At 64.8% G+C, this 16231-nt stretch carries 12 protein-coding genes; 9 read left to right on the top strand and 3 right to left on the bottom strand.

The annotated features are described in order from the left end of the window. Positions 1–91: 91 nt before the first annotated feature. Positions 92–3487, top strand: a complete 3396-nt coding sequence (gene putA / locus RVY76_RS08720; RefSeq protein ID WP_410795987.1) for a bifunctional proline dehydrogenase/L-glutamate gamma-semialdehyde dehydrogenase PutA — start codon at positions 92–94, stop codon at positions 3485–3487. Between the two features lie 44 nt (positions 3488–3531). Further along, positions 3532–4266 (top strand): rhomboid family intramembrane serine protease, encoded by a 735-nt coding sequence (locus tag RVY76_RS08725; protein ID WP_317373490.1) that lies wholly within the window; start codon positions 3532–3534, stop codon positions 4264–4266. A 7-nt stretch (positions 4267–4273) separates the two neighbouring features. Here RVY76_RS08725 and RVY76_RS08730 read toward each other — a convergent pair whose 3' ends face one another. Both RVY76_RS08730 and RVY76_RS08735 read right to left on the bottom strand, forming a co-directional pair. Then, the gene (locus RVY76_RS08730) at positions 4274–5062 is read right to left on the bottom strand and encodes an inositol monophosphatase family protein (protein ID WP_317373491.1); all 789 of its coding nucleotides are present in this window, start codon (positions 5060–5062) and stop codon (positions 4274–4276) included. An 85-nt stretch (positions 5063–5147) separates the two neighbouring features. Next, a complete protein-coding gene (locus tag RVY76_RS08735; RefSeq protein ID WP_317376741.1) occupies positions 5148–6074 on the bottom strand; it encodes a LysR family transcriptional regulator in 927 nt (308 codons plus the stop codon). 93 nt (positions 6075–6167) lie between these two features. Here RVY76_RS08735 and metF point away from each other — a divergent pair, with 93 nt between their 5' ends. From metF to RVY76_RS08755, 4 genes are all read left to right on the top strand, one after another. Continuing rightward, positions 6168–7031 (top strand): methylenetetrahydrofolate reductase [NAD(P)H], encoded by an 864-nt coding sequence (metF, locus tag RVY76_RS08740; RefSeq protein WP_317373492.1) that lies wholly within the window; start codon positions 6168–6170, stop codon positions 7029–7031. A gap of 6 nt (positions 7032–7037) precedes the next feature. Beyond that, positions 7038–7523: a PaaI family thioesterase gene (locus RVY76_RS08745; RefSeq protein WP_317373493.1), complete on the top strand. Its 486-nt coding sequence runs from the start codon at positions 7038–7040 to the stop codon at positions 7521–7523. Positions 7524–7600: 77 nt separating this feature from the next. Next, complete coding sequence (locus tag RVY76_RS08750) at positions 7601–10522, top strand: valine--tRNA ligase (RefSeq protein ID WP_317373494.1); 2922 nt, start codon at positions 7601–7603, stop codon at positions 10520–10522. Continuing rightward, entirely contained in the window at positions 10519–11622 is a 1104-nt protein-coding gene (locus RVY76_RS08755; protein ID WP_317373495.1) for a pyridoxal phosphate-dependent aminotransferase, read from the top strand. The genes RVY76_RS08750 and RVY76_RS08755 overlap by 4 nt, the downstream gene beginning before the upstream one ends. On the opposite strand, the gene RVY76_RS08760 is transcribed toward RVY76_RS08755, so the two are convergent. Continuing rightward, entirely contained in the window at positions 11619–12815 is a 1197-nt protein-coding gene (locus tag RVY76_RS08760) for a pyridoxal-phosphate-dependent aminotransferase family protein (protein WP_317373496.1), read from the bottom strand. The two genes, RVY76_RS08755 and RVY76_RS08760, sit on opposite strands and share 4 nt — an antisense overlap. Before the next feature lie 113 nt (positions 12816–12928). Between RVY76_RS08760 and RVY76_RS08765 the strand changes: the two genes are divergently transcribed. The 3 genes from RVY76_RS08765 to RVY76_RS08775 are packed head-to-tail and all read left to right on the top strand — an operon-like array spanning position 12929 to position 16230. Next, positions 12929–14770 carry an ABC transporter ATP-binding protein gene (locus tag RVY76_RS08765; RefSeq protein WP_317373497.1) on the top strand — a complete coding sequence of 614 codons (1842 nt, stop codon included), beginning with the start codon at positions 12929–12931 and terminating at the stop codon, positions 14768–14770. Then, the gene (locus RVY76_RS08770) at positions 14694–15431 is read left to right on the top strand and encodes a folate-binding protein (protein WP_317373498.1); all 738 of its coding nucleotides are present in this window, start codon (positions 14694–14696) and stop codon (positions 15429–15431) included. The genes RVY76_RS08765 and RVY76_RS08770 overlap by 77 nt, the downstream gene beginning before the upstream one ends. Next, the gene (locus RVY76_RS08775; protein WP_317373499.1) at positions 15424–16230 is read left to right on the top strand and encodes a fructosamine kinase family protein; all 807 of its coding nucleotides are present in this window, start codon (positions 15424–15426) and stop codon (positions 16228–16230) included. The genes RVY76_RS08770 and RVY76_RS08775 overlap by 8 nt, the downstream gene beginning before the upstream one ends. Position 16231 lies beyond the last annotated feature (1 nt).

A 16231-nucleotide genomic window follows, 5' to 3' on the forward strand; every position in this document is an offset into this window, starting at 1 on the left:
TTTCGGACGATCCGACCGCCTGAAACCCGGTATGCAGTCGGTCCGGCCGAGAGATCTCGGTTAATGTAGTCCGAAAGATCAGGAGATTGCCATGCCCAGCGCCATGTCCCTGCCCCCCGGGATGCTCCCCCTCTCGCCCTATCCCGATCCTGACGAGATCCTCGATCGCCTCGTCGCCGATGCCGAGCTTTCCGAGGCCGATCGGAAGGCGATCCATCTGCGCGCGACCGAGCTCGTCCGGGCGATCCGGGACGATGCACGGCCCGGTATGATGGAGGTCTTCCTTGCCGAATACGGCCTTTCGACCGACGAGGGCATCGCCCTCATGTGCCTCGCCGAGGCGCTTCTGCGCGTGCCCGACGCGCCGACGATCGATGCGCTTATCGAAGACAAGATCGCGCCCGGCGACTGGGGTACGCATATGGGGCATTCCACCTCGTCGCTCGTCAACGCCTCGACGTGGGCGCTGATGCTGACGGGACGTGTGCTCGACGAAAAGCGGCCAAGCCCGGTCCGCGCGCTGCGTGGGGCAGTCAAGCGCCTGGGCGAGCCGGTGATCCGCCACGCAACCGGCCGCGCGATGCGCGAGATGGGCCGGCAATTCGTCCTTGGCCAGGACATGGAAAAGGCGATGGAACGCGCCGAGAAACAGCAGGCCAAGGGATATACCTATTCCTACGACATGCTGGGCGAGGCCGCGCGCACTTTTCCCGACGCGCAGCGCTATCGAGACGCCTACGACGACGCCATCGAGAAGATCGCCGATGCTGCCAAGCATGACAGCATCGCGAAGAATCCCGGCATCTCCGTCAAGCTCTCCGCGCTTCATCCACGCTACGAACTCGCCCAGCACGAGCGCATCGTCGAGGAACTCGTGCCGATCGTCAGCGACCTCGCGGCCAAGGCCGCGCGCATGGGCATCGGGTTCAATATCGACGCGGAGGAAGCCGACCGTCTGACACTTTCGCTGCAGGTGATCGAGCGCGTGCTGCGCGACCGTCGGCTCGAAGGCTGGAACGGCTTCGGCGTCGTCGTGCAGGCCTACGGCCCCCGCGCGGGATCCGTCATTGACTGGCTCGCGGCACGGGCCGAAAGTCTTGACCGCAAGATCATGGTCCGGCTCGTCAAGGGTGCCTACTGGGATACGGAAGTGAAGCTCTCTCAGGTTGAGGGGCTCGAGCGGTTCCCGGTATTCACTCGCAAGACCGCGACAGATGTGAGCTATCTTGGGAATGCGCGAAAGCTTCTGGCCCGGCGTGCGCATCTCTATCCGCAATTTGCAACGCACAACGCGCATACCGTCGCGGCCGTGCTGCACATGGCAAACGACGTCGGTGCAAGCACCGATGAGTACGAATTCCAGCGCCTGCACGGCATGGGCGAAGCTCTGCACGACATCGTCATGACCAAGCACGGGACGCGATGCCGGATCTATGCACCCGTCGGTGCACATCGCGACCTCCTCGCCTATCTCGTTCGCCGCCTGCTCGAGAACGGCGCGAACAGCAGCTTCGTCAACCAGATCGTTGATCGCGATGTACCACCCGAAAAGGTCGCATCCGATCCGTACGAAGCGCTCGGATACGATGCGCCGGTGCTGCCGGGCACCGACCTTTTCATGCCCGAGCGCCGAAATTCAAAGGGGTGGGACCTTGCCGCTGCCGAACATCTGGCCGAGATCGATGCCGCACGCGCGCCATTCGCGGACCATATCTGGGAAGTCGAACCGCTCATTGCCGGGGCGACCGATCCCGGCCCCGCCCAGGACCGACAGAACCCTGCGCGCCCCGATGACATGCCCGTCCGCACCCGTGTCACCAGCGAGGCGGACATCGCTTCGGCCATCGATACCGCCCGGCCCTGGGATGCCAGCTCCGAAGACCGCGCGCGGGTCCTCAACGTGGCAGCCGATCTCTACGAGGAGAATTTCGGCGAGATTTTCGCGATCCTCGCGAGAGAGGCAGGCAAGACGCTTGCCGATGCGCTGGCCGAACTGCGCGAGGCGGTCGACTTCCTGCGGTATTATGCGGCGCGCATATCGGATCTGAAGGAAGGACCGCTCGGGACGTTCACCTGCATTTCTCCCTGGAACTTCCCGCTCGCGATATTCACCGGACAGGTGGCGGCGGGTCTCACTGCCGGAAACGCAGTGCTCGCGAAGCCCGCCGAGCAGACGCCCGGAATCGCCTATCTCGCCGTCACGCTGATGCACCGTGCGGGCGTTCCGAAGACAGCCTTGCAGTTCCTGCCTGGCGGCGGCGAGGTCGGAGCCGCGCTGACGAGTGACGCGCGCATCGCAGGCGTGGCCTTCACCGGCTCGACGAAGACCGCACGGCACATCAAGCAGGCCATGGCCGAAAATTGCGCGCCGGGCGCGCCCCTGATCGCAGAGACGGGCGGCCTCAACGCCATGATCGTCGACAGCACGGCCCTGCCGGAACAGGCGGTACGGGACATCGTCCAATCCGCCTTCCAATCCGCCGGCCAGCGCTGTTCGGCTTTGCGCTGCCTCTATATCCAGGAGGATATCGCCAAGGACTTCCTGAAGATGCTGAAGGGTGCGATGGACGCTTTCCGGCTCGACGATCCGTGGAAGCTTCACGCCGATAGCGGACCGCTCATCGACGCGGCCGCGCACGATCAGATCGCGGATTACGTTTCACGTGCCCGCAAGGACGGCCGCCTGATCCATCAGATCGCCTCCCCGGACGAGGGGCATTTCCTCTCTCCCTGCCTCATTCGCGTCTCGGGAATCGAAGCGATCGAGCGCGAGGTCTTCGGGCCGGTCCTCCATGTCGCGACCTTCAAGGCATCTCAGATCGACCGCGTGGTCGACGCGATCAACGGCACGGGCTACGGCCTGACCTTCGGTCTGCACACCCGGATCGACGACCGCGTGCAGCACGTGACCGAGCGGATCGCGGCCGGCAATCTCTACGTCAACCGCAACCAGATCGGTGCGATCGTGGGGTCGCAGCCCTTCGGGGGCGAAGGTCTCTCGGGCACCGGTCCAAAGGCGGGCGGTCCGTTCTATCTTCCGCGCTTCGCGAAGGCGGTGACACCCGACCGCGCCCCGGAAACCGTGCGGAACATGCCGGGACCCACGGGTGAATCGAACCGGTTGTCGCTCGCCCCCCGACCCGCGATCCTTTGCCTCGGACCGAGCGATGCCGATCGACGGGCACAGGTCGCCGCTGTCGAGGCGTTGGGCGGTATCGCTCGCCCGCTGAGCGAGCTTCCCGACCTCAGGACCGAGCGTATCTTCGGCTCTGCCATCTGGTGGGGAGACGAGGAAACAGCACGTCGCCTCGCGACGGAGCTGGCCGAGCGGGACGGACCGCTGCTGCGACTGGTGACCGGGCCAGTCACCGTGCCCGACGTGATGCACGAACGGCATCTCTGCGTCGACACGACGGCGTCGGGCGGGAACGCGGCCCTGCTCGCGCAGGTGGACGAGGACGACCCCCATCGCCATGCGGCGGAGTGAGCGGCACGCTTGACCGGTCTGGGGTCCGCGGCTAAGCGGCCCCCATGTTCCCGATCCGCGATCATAACCCGTCGAGCGGCCTGCCTTGGGTCACTCTCACGCTTATCGCGGTCAACGTCGTGGTTTTCTTCGCGACGATGCCCCTGATGGAAACGCCCGGCACGGCGGCCGCATTTCTCGAACGCTACGCCGTCGTGCCGGCGATTTCCGCGCCGCTGAGCTACGTGACATCGCAATTCCTGCATGGCGGCCTGCTGCATCTGGCGGGGAACATGTGGTTCCTCTGGCTCTACGGCGACAATCTCGAGGACGAGATGGGGCCGCTGCCTTTCCTGGGGTTCTATCTTCTTTCGGGTGTGGTCGCGGCGATCGCACAGACATTGTCGGCTCCCGGATCGACGATTCCGATGGTCGGTGCCTCGGGCGCGATCGCGGGGGTGATGGGCGGCTACCTCCTTCTCTTCCCGAAGGCGCGTATCGACATTCTCGTGATCTTCGTGATCTTCTTCCGGATCTTCCCCATCCCCGCCTGGATCGTCCTCGGGATCTGGTTCGCGATCCAGATCCTTTCGGGCGCTGCCATGCCCGCAGACATGGGTGGCGTGGCCTATTGGGCGCATGCCGGCGGGTTCTTGGGAGGTCTCGTCCTCACGCTACCGCTCTGGTGGCGACGTGGCGGGACGCGGTTCTGGAACGCCACGCAAGGGCATCCGCCCCACCCCGAGGCACGCTACGGAACGCGCAGGTCGCCGATCCCGAAGGTAGGACGTCGCCGATAGCGCAATGTCAGGTGTTGCGGATGACCTTCGCGAAGCCGTCGAAGATCGCGGAATTGGCGGCAATGATGGTCCGCGACCCAAAGACATCATCGGCCTCTCCGATAGGCTCGACGAGCCCCCCGGCCTCGCGCACGAGCAGCATGCCCGCCGCAACGTCCCACGAATGGATTCCGCGCTCCCAGTAGCCGTCGAAACGCCCTGCGGCGACATAGGCCAGGTCGAGCGCTGCTGCACCGAACCGCCGGACACCCGCTGTCGCCGGAACGAGCCGTCCGAGATCCTGAATCACCGCCGGAAGCTCGGGTCGTCCGCCGAAGGGGATACCGGTTGCGAAGATCGACTCGATCAAACGGTGACGGTCGGACACCCGCAGCCGCGAGGAATTGAGGAATGCGCCACCACCCTTCTCGGCGAAGAACATCTCGTCCTTGGCTGCGTCATAGACGACCGCTGCCACGATCTCGCCCTTGTGCTCGAGCGCAATGGAAATCGCCCAATGCGGCAGGCCGTGAAGGTAGTTCGTCGTCCCGTCGAGGGGATCGACGATCCAGCGGCGCGTCGGGTCCTTTCCCTCGACCTCGTCCGTCTCCTCGCCGAGCCAGCCGTAATTCGGCCGTTCGCCCAGCAGCATTTCCCGAAGGGTGTTCTCGGCCGCGATGTCGGCGCGGCTGACGAAATCGCCGGCCCCCTTCGAGGATACCTGCAGGTTCTCGACCTCGCGGAAATCCTTGACGAGACCGCGCGCGGCCTTGCGTGCGGCCTTGATCATGATGTTGAGATTGGCGCTTCCCGACATGGCCTTTGCCCTTCCGCTCGCGATTGAGGCCCCGCGCATACGTGAGGCGGGACAGATTGCCAAGGCCCGTCCGGTGGCTGACGGCTCAGGCGGGCATCGATCCGCGCGCATGACCCTGCAGTTTGACCGGTTCCGTCCGTGCCAGCCCGAGGAGATGTGCCATGAACGGTGTGGTGGTTTCACCCGCGCGCGTCGCTGCATAAAGGCGCCGGGTCACGCCCGTCTCGGTCAACGGCCGCGTCACGTATTCTCCTTGCGATCCGCGATCGCGCAGCACCCAATCCGGCAGGACGGCGACGCCGCGCATTGAGGCCACGAGCATCAGGATCACGGCCGTCAGCTCGACTTGGCGGATCTCGGCAGGCTCCACCCCGGCGGGCGTCAGAAGCGCGTTGAAGACGTCGAGACGCGTGCGGTCCACCGGATAGGTGATGAGCGTCTGGTCGCGGAAATCCTCGGCCACGACGAAGGACTTTTCCGCCAGGGGATGACGGGCGGCCGCGACGAAGGTCGGCTCGTAATCGAAAAGCGGCGTGAAATCGATGCCGGGCAGATCGTCCGGGTCGGACGACACGACAAGGTCCACCTCTTCGCGCATGAGCGCGGGCAAGGCACCGAATGCAAGGCCGGGGCGGATGTCGACATCGACGTCAGGCCAGGCTCGGCGAAATCTTTCGAGAACGGGAAGAAGCCATTCAAAACAGGCATGGCATTCGATCGCGATGTGGAGTCTGCCCGCCTTCCCGTCCTGCAGCCCCTGGAACTCCGCCTCGAGGGCCGCAAGCTCGGGCAGGATCCGCTCGGCCGCACGGAGGAGTCGCATCCCGGCCCCCGAAAGCTTCATGGGTTTCGAACGCCGTACGAAAAGTTCGACGCCGACCTGATCCTCAAGGCCCTTCACCTGATGCGACAACGCGCTCTGCGTTATGTTGAGCCGCTGGGCCGCACGCGCCAGTCCGCCCTCTTCGTGGATGGCCTTGATCGTGCGCAGATGGCGGAACTCGATATGCATGATGACGTTCGGCTCATGATCGTCTTGAAGGTTATGAACTTGTCTCACGGCCCGGGCCGTGGAACAAGGCCGCAGCAAATCCGGACCCTTCCCATGGCCAGACCCACTTATTCCTTCGAATTCTTTCCGCCGAAATCGCTCGAGGCGTCATTTCGGCTGTGGGACACGATCCATGCACTTGCACCGCTCGATCCGGCCTTCGTATCGGTCACCTACGGCGCTGGCGGCACGACGCGCGAGCTGACGCACGAGGCGGTCACGACGATCGGAAAGACGACTGGCCTCAGGGTTGCGGCACACCTGACCTGCGTGAATGCCACACGTGACGAGACGCTCGCCATCGCCCGCGGATATGCCGATGCGGGCGTGACCGACATTGTCGCGCTCAGGGGCGACATGCCGGGCGGTGCCCCGTTCGAAGCCCATCCAGGCGGGTTCGCCAATTCGGTCGAACTGGTCGAGGCGTTGCATGCGACGGGGGACTTCACCCTGCATGTCGGGGCTTATCCCGACCGCCATCCCGATGCCACGACTGACAGTTCGGATGTCGAGCACCTAAAGCGCAAGGTCGATGCCGGCGCGAAAACCGCCATCACGCAGTTCTTTTTCGACACCGAGACTTATTTCCGTTTCCGCGATCGCTGTGTCGCGGCGGGTATCGACGCGCCGATCATCCCGGGCATCCTGCCGATCGAGAACTGGAAAGGCGTCAGGAAATTCGCCGCATCGTGCGGCACGCCGATTCCGGCCGAGCTCGACACGGCCTTCGCAGAAGCCGAGCGTGATAGCAGTTCCGACGAACTGTCTAAGCGGCTCGCGACGGAAATGTGCGAAACGCTGATCGCGGGCGGGGTCGAGCATTTGCATTTCTACACGCTCAACAAGCCTCATCTGACACGAGACGTGATCGCCTCGCTCGGCCTTGCGCCGCGTAGCGCACTCGACCACGTCGCCTGAACGCGCATGACCTTTGCTTCCTCACCCGCGGATCTTGCCGGACTGGACAAGATGCGGGAGATGTCGGGGCTCGATTTCATGCAGGCAATGCTCAGCGGTGAGATTTCCGAACCGCCAATTGCCCAAGGATGCAACTTTTCGCTCGAAAGCGTCGATGAGGGCAAGGTCGTCTTCAGGGGCACGCCAGGCTTTTCGCACATGAACCCGATGGGCGGTGTCCATGGCGGCTGGTACGCCACGATCCTCGACTCGGCCCTCGGCTGCGCAGTGATGACGCGTGTGCCAGCGGGCAGCACCTACACCACGCTTGAGTTCAAGGTGAACCTCACCCGCGCGCTTCCCGCCGAGACCGAGGTCCGGGCGATCGGCCTCGTGGCCCATGCCGGACGCTCCACCGGCGTCGCCACGGCCGAGCTGAGGGGCGTGTCCGACGACCGCCTCTACGCCACCGCTTCGACCACCTGCCTCGTCATGGCGCTTCCCATCGGCTGAGCCGTCCCAACTGCCTCTTCCTGTCGGCGCGCGATTTGGCTATCCCGAGCCTCGAAATTCGAGGAAGGATCGCCGCAATGTCCATGGAAAAATCGTTCGACGCCGCCGCGCGCGAGCCCGAGATCGCCGCCGCATGGGAAAAGGCAGGATGCTTCGTAGCCGGTGCCAATGCCAAGCCGGGGGCGTCCGCCTTCTCGATCCTCCTGCCGCCGCCGAACGTGACGGGCTTCCTTCATGCGGGCCACGGTTTCAACCACACGCTCATGGATATTCTTACCCGCTGGCACCGGATGAAGGGCGACGACACGCTCTGGCAGCCGGGGCTCGATCATGCGGGCATCGCGACCCAGCTTGTCGTCGAACGACAGCTTTCCGAACAGGGGATCAAGCGGGCCGACCTCGGGCGCGACGATTTCGTGGCGAAGGTCTGGGAATGGAAGGCCAAGTCCGGCGGCACCATCGTCGAGCAGGACAAGCGGCTCGGTTGTTCGATGGACTGGTCGCGCGAAGCCTTCACCATGCAGGGTGCGCCGGGCGACCCCTCGCCCGAGGACGGGCCGAACTTCCACGACGCCGTCATCCGCGTCTTCGTCGACATGTACGAGAACGGCCACATCTATCGCGGCAAGCGCCTCGTCAACTGGGATCCGCATTTCGAGACGGCGATTTCGGACCTCGAAGTCGAGAATACAGAAGTCCCGGGTTACATGTGGCACTTCAAGTATCCCCTCGCAGGTGGTGCCACCTATACCTACGTCGAGAAGGACGAGGACGGGAATGTCCTCTTCGAGGAAGAGCGTGACTACATCTCGATCGCCACGACCCGCCCCGAGACGATGCTGGGTGACGGCGCGGTCGCGGTTCATCCCGACGACCCCCGCTATGCCCCCATCGTGGGGCAACTCTGCGAGATCCCGGTCGGCCCCAAAGAACATCGCCGGCTGATTCCGATCATCACGGACGAATACCCCGATCTCAAATTCGGCTCGGGCGCGGTCAAGATCACCGGCGCACACGACTTCAACGATTACGAAGTCGCGAAGCGCGGCGGCATTCCGATGTATCGCCTGATGGATACGAAGGGCCGTATGCGCGACGACGGTGCCCCCTATGCCGAAGCCACCGGGATCGCGATGGCAGTCGCGCAGGGCGAGCGCAGCCTGTCGGAGGCCGAGGCCGATGCCGTCAACCTCGTTCCGGACGACCTGCGCGGGCTCGACAGGTTCGAGGCCCGCAACCGCGTGGTCGAGCAGATCACCTCCGAGGGGCTCGCCGTCATGGTCCCCCCGACCGACCCGCGCCTGGGTGAGCCCGCCAAGCCCACCGCCCCCGAGGAGGGTGGCGAGCCCCGCGTGGACGAACTCACGCCGCTCGTGGAATCGAAGCCCATCATGCAGCCGTTCGGCGACCGCTCCAAAGTGGTGATCGAGCCCATGCTGACGGATCAATGGTTCGTCGACACGTCGCGCATCGTCGGCCCCGCCCTCGACGCCGTGCGGTCGGGCGAGGTGAAGATCATCCCCGAAAGCGGTGAAAAAACCTACTATAATTGGCTCGAGAACATCGAGCCCTGGTGTATCTCGCGCCAACTCTGGTGGGGGCACCGAATTCCTGTCTGGTTCGACGACGATGGCAACCAGTTCTGTGCGGCAAACGAAAGCGAGGCGCGCGCCAAAGCCGGTGACGACCGCACGCTGACCCAGGACCCCGACGTGCTCGACACGTGGTTCTCCTCCGGCCTCTGGCCCATCGGGACGCTCGGCTGGGCCGATGACAGCAGCGAGTTCATGGACCGCTACTTCCCGACTTCGGTACTCATCACCGGGTCGGACATCCTCTTCTTCTGGGTCGCCAGAATGATGATGATGCAATACGCGGTCGTCGGCCAGAAACCCTTCGACACCGTCTATCTTCACGGGCTCGTTCGCGACGCCAAAGGGCAGAAGATGTCGAAGTCGATTGGCAACGTGGTCGATCCCCTCGATCTCGTGGACCGTTACGGCGCGGATGCCTACCGCTTCAACAACGCCGCAATGGCGACGGCGACGGGGACCATCAGGCTCGACGAGAAACGCATCGAAGGCTACCGGAATTTCACGACGAAGCTCTGGAACGCCTTCCGCTTCGCCGAGATGAACGACGCGCTCGCGACCCGTGCGGGCGACGTTCCGAAGCCGTCCGCGACGGTCAACAAATGGATCATCGGCGAGGTCTCGAAGACACGCGAGGAACTGGACGCGGCGCTCGAGGCATTCCGGTTCAACGATGCGGCCGACATCCTCTATCGCTTCGTCTGGGGCGTCGTCTGTGACTGGTATGTCGAGTTCTCCAAGCCTCTCTTCGGTTCCGATGATGCGGAGATCATCGCCGAGACAAAGGCCACCATGGCCTGGGTACTGGACCAGTGCTTGCTGATGCTGCACCCGATGATGCCCTTCGTCACCGAAGAGCTCTGGGAAGGCCCCGACATGCTCGCCGTCAGTGATTGGCCCACTTGCGCCACCGCCGATCTCGTGGACGAGGCGGCGGCGGACGAGATCGACTGGGTCATCTCGCTGATCGAGGCGATCCGCTCGGTCCGGGGCGAGCTCAACGTGCCGGCGGGACTTCAGGTCGAACTGCTGCAGATCGAACTGGACGAAGCCGGACGCCGCGCATGGGATCGCAACGCCGCAATGATCCAGCGGATGGCACGGATCGATCGCCTGTCCGAAGCGCCTCAGCCGCCTAAGGGTGCGCTCGCCATCTCCGTGCGCGGCGGGTCGTTCGCCTTGCCGCTGGCCGACATCGTCGATGTCGACGCCGAGAAGGCCCGGCTGGCGAAGAGCCTCGGCAAGCTCGAAAAGGATCTGGGCGGCCTCAACGGTCGGCTGAAGAACCCCAAGTTCCTCGCATCCGCACCCGACGAGGTGGTGACCGAGACGCGCGAACTCCTCGCCGCAAAGGAAGAGGAGAAGATCCGCCTCGAGACGGCTCAGGCACGGCTCGCCGAGATATGAGCGGGCCCCGCCTCACGCCCCTGGCCGAGAGCCTGCCGGCGACCGTACCCTTCGTCGGGCCCGAAACTCAGGAGCGTGCGGCGGGACGGGCCTTCCGCGCGCGGCTCGGTGCAAACGAATTGACCTTCGGACCGAGCCCGCGTGCAATCGCGGCGATGGCGGATGCCGCGCGGGATGCCTGGATGTATCCCGACCCCGAATGTCACGATCTGAAACACGCGCTTGCCGCACATCACGGTATCGATCCGCATCACATCGTCATCGGATCTGGCATCGATGGCCTTCTGGGATCGACCGTCCGCCTTACGGTCGGACCGGGCGACGCTGTGGTCACGTCCGACGGGGCCTATCCGACCTTCAACTACCACGTGACCGGCTTCGGCGGCAGGCTGCACAAGGTGCCGTATCGCGAGGACCGAGAGGATCTCGACGCGCTCATCGAGACCGCATACGCAGTCGATGCAAAGCTGATCTACCTGTCGAACCCGGACAATCCGATGGGATCATGGTTCAGCCCGGAAGAGATCGAGCACTTCATAGGTCGCATCCCGGATGGCACGCTCCTGCTCCTCGACGAGGCTTACGCGGAATGCGCCGACATCGCGACCGCCCCGCCGCTCGTCCCCGATCATCCGAACGTCTTGCGGCTGAGGACCTTTTCCAAGGCCTACGGCATGGCGGGCGCGCGTGTGGGCTATGCCATCGGGGCCGGACCGTTGATCGCGGCCTACGACAAGGTGCGCGACCATTTCGGGGTTTCACGGATCTCGCAGGCGGGCGCGATCGCGGCACTCGCGGACACGGAGCACTTGAAGCTGACCGTGAACAACATCGCCCAAAGCGTTGAAGCCATTTCCGAAATCGGGCACAGGAACGGATTGATCCCACTCCGGACCGCGACCAATTTCGTGACGCTCGATTGCGGACGCGATGGCGATCATGCCCGCGCGCTGCTGGTGGAACTCGGGCGGCGCGGGATCTTCGTGCGGATGCCCGGGGTCGCCCCTCTCGATCGCTGCATCCGTGTCACCTGCGGCCCGGCCCCGGCGATGGAGATCCTCGCCGAGGCACTGCCCGACGCCCTTCGCGCGATCCTCTAGGCTTCGGCGCAGATCGCGGCAGCCGCGTCGAGCGCACCGGGGCCGAACGGAATATCGAGCGCCGTCATTCCCGCCTGGATCACACCCAGCACTCCCAGCATCATATGCGCGTTGATGTGTCCCATGTGCCCTACCCGGAAATACCCGGCGGCGGCATAGGTCCCGGGTTCCGCCATGCCGATCCCGATGCCGAGCGTCACGCCCGCCTTGTGCTCGCACCAGGCCCGCAGGCGATCGGCGCGATCCTCGCCTAGTTTGGCCGAGGTCACGGCGTGGCTGCGATAGGCCGGATCCGCAACGTTGAGCTGCATCGGCCCGCCAGCCCCCCAGGCATCGAAGGCCGACCAGAGTGCACGGGCCAGGGTCTCGTGCCGGCCGATGACGTTCTCGATCCCCTCGCCGTGGATCATGTCGAGCGCCGCGCGCAGCCCGTAGAGGTGATGCGTCGGAGCGGTGCCGGTGAAGTACATGTAGAAGGCCTCGGGATCCGTACGCGTCCGCCAGTCCCAGTAATGCGTGACGAATTTTGCAGTCTCGCGCGCGCGATCGGCCTTGTCGTTGTAGAAGACGAAGCCGATCCCCGGCGGCGTCATAAGGCCCTTCTGACAGGCGGCGATCGTGACGTCGACGCCCCAGGCATCCATCTCGAACGGATCGCAGGCAAGCGAGGCGATGCAATCGGCCATGAGGAGCGCCGGATGCCCCAGATCGTCGAGCACCTTTCTCAGCGCCGCGATGTCGTTCCGGATACCTGTCGAGGTATCAACATAGACGACCGGAAGCGCCTTGATCCGATGCTCGGTATCCGCCGCCAGCACCTCGGAGACGCGGTCCGGATCGATCGGGGACTGCTTTCCGAAATCGAGCATCTCGACTTCGGCCCCGAGCCGGGTCGCAACCTCGGACCATCCGTGCGCGAAACGCCCCGTCGCGGGAAACAGGAGCTTGTCGCCCGGAGACAGGATATTCGCCAGCGCGGCCTCCCAGATACCGTGGCCGTTGGCGATGAAGATCGCGGCATGCGCGCTCGTGCCCGCGATACGCTTCAGATCCTCCACGATCCCCGGAACCATCTCGGTCAACTCGCCCGCGTATATGTTCGGCGAGGCCCGATGCATCGCGCGCTGCACCGCGTCGGGGATCACGGACGGACCGGGAATTGCGAGATAGGGATGGCCGTGGGCAAGCGACATGGAACGATCCTTCGGACAACAGTGCTTCGCCGGTGGCCTACGACCGCCGGACCACGGCGTCAATCTCGCGCCGCTTCCCCCTTGCGCCGATCCGCGTTAAGGCCACCGTCGAGATGGCCCGAGGACCGAAGCCCCTTTCGCCGGATGCGCGCGCGCTCCTGATGCGGCTCTGGCGCGACTACGTGCGCCGGCACTGGCCCTGGCTTGCCGGTGCCTTCGTGCTGATGGCGCTCGAGGGCGGCAGCCTCGGCGCGCTCAGCTATCTGCTACAACCGATGTTCGACCTCGTCTTCGTCGAGGGCGACGGCAGTGCGATATGGTGGGTCGGCGGCGGCATCATGGCACTCTTCGTGCTCCGTGCGATCACGGGTGTGCTGCAGCGCACGCTTCTCACGCGCGTGGCACAGCTGACGTCGACGCGCATGCAGATCGACCTTCTTTCGCACATGATGACGCTCGATACGCGGTTCTTCTCGTCAAACCCGCCCGGTGCATTGATCGAACGGGTTCAGGGCGACACGCTTGCCGTGCAGAACGTTTGGCAGGTTCTGATCTCGGGGCTCGGCCGGGACATCGTCGCGCTCGTATCGCTTTTCGTCGTGGCGCTCGGCATCGATGCAGGGTGGACACTGGCGGCCGTGATCGGCGTGCCCCTCCTGATCCTCCCCTCGATCGTCCTTCAACGCTATGTGCGCAAGAAGACCCGGGCGATGCGCGCGACCTCGTTCAAGCGGGCGACGCGGCTCGACGAGATCTTTCACGGCATCAACGCGATCAAGCTCAACGGCATGGAAGGTCACCAGATCGGGCGTTTCGACGATTTGGTCAGCGACATCGTGCAGGTTCAGATCAAGACTGCCGCGGGGCGGGCGATGCTGCCCGGCCTCATCGACATCGTGACGGGTATCGGCTTCTTCGGAGTGCTCGTCCTCGGCGGACAGGACATCATCTCGGGCGAAAAGACGGTGGGCGAGTTCATGTCCTTCTTCACCGCCATGGCACTCGCCTTTCAGCCGTTGCGCCGGATCGGTGCGGTGGCGGGCGTGACGCAGGTGGCGGCCGCCTCGCTCGACAACATCTACACGATCTTCGACATGCGCCCGTCGATCCGCTCGGGCACGCTTTCTGCCATCGGCTCAATTCCACCGGACGTTTCGTTGCGAAACGTCTCGTTCTCCTACGACGACACCGACGTGCTGAAGGGCGCGAGCCTCGATGCCCAAGCTGGGCTGACCACCGCGCTCGTCGGGGCGTCCGGAGCCGGAAAGAGCACCGTCTTCAATCTTCTCACCCGTCTGATCGAACCCGCCTCGGGCGCGGTCACGATTGACGGGCGGGACGTGAAGGAGTTCGATCTCGATGCGCTTCGCGGGCTTTTCTCGGTGGTGACGCAAGACGCTCTGCTTTTTGACGAGACGATCCGCGACAACATCCTCCTCGGTCGGACCGACATATCCGAGGCCCGTCTGCGCGAGGTGATCGAAGCGGCGCATGTCGCCGATTTCGCCGATGCACTGCCCGAGGGCCTCGAAACGCAGGCGGGACCGCGGGGATCGAACCTTTCGGGCGGTCAGAGACAGCGCGTGGCGATCGCCCGGGCGCTTCTGCGTGATACGCCGATTCTTCTCCTCGACGAGGCGACCTCGGCGCTCGACGCGCAATCAGAGGCGCTGATCCAGCAAGCTCTCGAACGGCTGAGCCGCGGGCGCACGACGATCGTGATCGCGCACCGCCTCGCGACGATCCGGGATGCGCACCATATCATCGTCATGGACGAGGGCCGCGTCGTCGATCAGGGCACCCACGAAGAGCTCATTGCGCGCGGCGGTCTCTACGCGCAGCTCTACAAGCTGCAATTCAGCGAAGACGGAGGTTCCGATGAAAGATCCACGCAAGGTTCTGGCACTGACGGGGGCGGACCGGGTCGCGTTCCTGCAGGATCTGACGACGAATGACGTGACGCGTCCCGGCACGCTCGTCTATTCCGCACTTCTCACGCCGCAAGGCAAATATCTGGCCGATTTCTTCGTCTCCAACCGCGCGGATGCACTATTGATCGACGTCGCGGAAGATCTGGCCGATGCCCTCGCGCAGCGGCTGTCGATGTACCGCCTGCGCCGTGATGTCGCGATCGAGATTACCGACAATCCCGTCGGACGTGGCACAAGTGAGGCACCCGATGGCGCGCTGGCGGATCCGCGCCATGCCGCGATGGGCTGGCGTGCGATCGGTCACGGGGCAGCCGATGACGGCACCGATTGGGACGCACTGCGCGTGGAACATCTGGTCCCGCGATCGGGGGTCGAACTTCGCCCGAACGAAAGTTACCCGCTGGAGTTCGGTCTCGACCGTCTTCACGGCATCGACTTTCGCAAGGGCTGCTATGTCGGACAGGAAGTGACCGCCCGGATGAAGCACAAGACCGAGTTGAAGAAGGGGCTTGCCCGTGTCCGGATAGACGGCCCGGCCGAACCCGGAACCGAGATCACCGCTGGAGAGAAGTCCGCCGGAACACTCTTCACCCGCTCGGGCGACCGCGCGCTCGCCTGGTTGCGCTACGACCGCGCCGAGGGCGAGATGCGGGCGGGGGACGCCGTCATCGTTCGCGATGCTTGATCTCGGGGCTCGGGTCGCGGCACTCACGGGGCTGGGCGTCTTCTCCGTCAGCCCTCTCTCGGGGGGCGACATCGCTCAGGTCGCGCGCATCACGCTCGAAGACGGCCGCTGCGTTATCGCGAAGTCGGGCGGCCCGTCGATGACAGAGGCACGGATGCTCCGCGCCATCGCCGCAACGGGCTGCGCTGCGCCAGAGGTTCTGGAAGTAGCGGAAGACATCCTCATCATGTCCGACCTTGCCGAAGGCAGCGGCTCCGACGAAGCCTGGGCTAAGGCCGGGGCTGCCGTCGCGCAACTTCACGCCAACGAGGGCGAGAGCTACGGCTGGGACGAGCCAACCGCCTTCGGGAACGCTCCCTGCCCGGCCGATCGTTCGGATGATTGGCCCACCTTCTGGGCCCAGAACCGTCTCCTCGCCTGGCCGGGCTCACTGCCCTCGGAGATCGCGCAACGGGTCGAAGCATTGGCCCCCCGCGTGGATGATCTCCTGCCGGAAACTCCCCGGGCAAGCCTGCTTCACGGTGATCTCTGGCGCGGCAATCTGCTGCTCGACGGCAGGTACTTTTCGGGGCTCATCGATCCGGCCTGCTATTACGGCGACGCGGAGGTCGATCTCGCGGCGCTCACCCTTTTCGCATCGCCACCGCCTTCCTTCTGGGAAGCATACGGAAAGCTGGATCGAGGGTGGGAGAAGCGTCGCGCGCTCTATCAGCTCTGGCCCGCTCTCGTACATCTGCGGCTCTTCGGGGCGGGCTATCGCGAAATGGTCGAGACGCGCCTCACCGCCCTCGGGGCCTGAG

This window comes from Palleronia sp. LCG004, from assembly GCF_032931615.1.
Taxonomy (GTDB): Bacteria; Pseudomonadota; Alphaproteobacteria; order Rhodobacterales; family Rhodobacteraceae; genus Palleronia.

Excerpts from the sequence above, each read along its gene's own strand:
- RVY76_RS08755 (WP_317373495.1), top strand. The coding sequence starts at position 10,519 with ATGAGCGGGCCCCGCCTCACGCCCCTGGCCGAGAGCCTGCCGGCGACC.
- RVY76_RS08745 (WP_317373493.1), top strand. The coding sequence starts at position 7,038 with ATGACCTTTGCTTCCTCACCCGCGGATCTTGCCGGACTGGACAAGATG.
- putA (WP_410795987.1), top strand. The coding sequence starts at position 92 with ATGCCCAGCGCCATGTCCCTGCCCCCCGGGATGCTCCCCCTCTCGCCC.
- RVY76_RS08735 (WP_317376741.1), bottom strand. The coding sequence starts at position 6,074 with ATGCATATCGAGTTCCGCCATCTGCGCACGATCAAGGCCATCCACGAA.
- RVY76_RS08730 (WP_317373491.1), bottom strand. The coding sequence starts at position 5,062 with ATGTCGGGAAGCGCCAATCTCAACATCATGATCAAGGCCGCACGCAAG.
- RVY76_RS08775 (WP_317373499.1), top strand. The coding sequence starts at position 15,424 with ATGCTTGATCTCGGGGCTCGGGTCGCGGCACTCACGGGGCTGGGCGTC.
- RVY76_RS08750 (WP_317373494.1), top strand. The coding sequence starts at position 7,601 with ATGTCCATGGAAAAATCGTTCGACGCCGCCGCGCGCGAGCCCGAGATC.
- RVY76_RS08760 (WP_317373496.1), bottom strand. The coding sequence starts at position 12,815 with ATGTCGCTTGCCCACGGCCATCCCTATCTCGCAATTCCCGGTCCGTCC.
- RVY76_RS08765 (WP_317373497.1), top strand. The coding sequence starts at position 12,929 with ATGGCCCGAGGACCGAAGCCCCTTTCGCCGGATGCGCGCGCGCTCCTG.
- metF (WP_317373492.1), top strand. The coding sequence starts at position 6,168 with ATGGCCAGACCCACTTATTCCTTCGAATTCTTTCCGCCGAAATCGCTC.
- RVY76_RS08725 (WP_317373490.1), top strand. The coding sequence starts at position 3,532 with ATGTTCCCGATCCGCGATCATAACCCGTCGAGCGGCCTGCCTTGGGTC.
- RVY76_RS08770 (WP_317373498.1), top strand. The coding sequence starts at position 14,694 with ATGAAAGATCCACGCAAGGTTCTGGCACTGACGGGGGCGGACCGGGTC.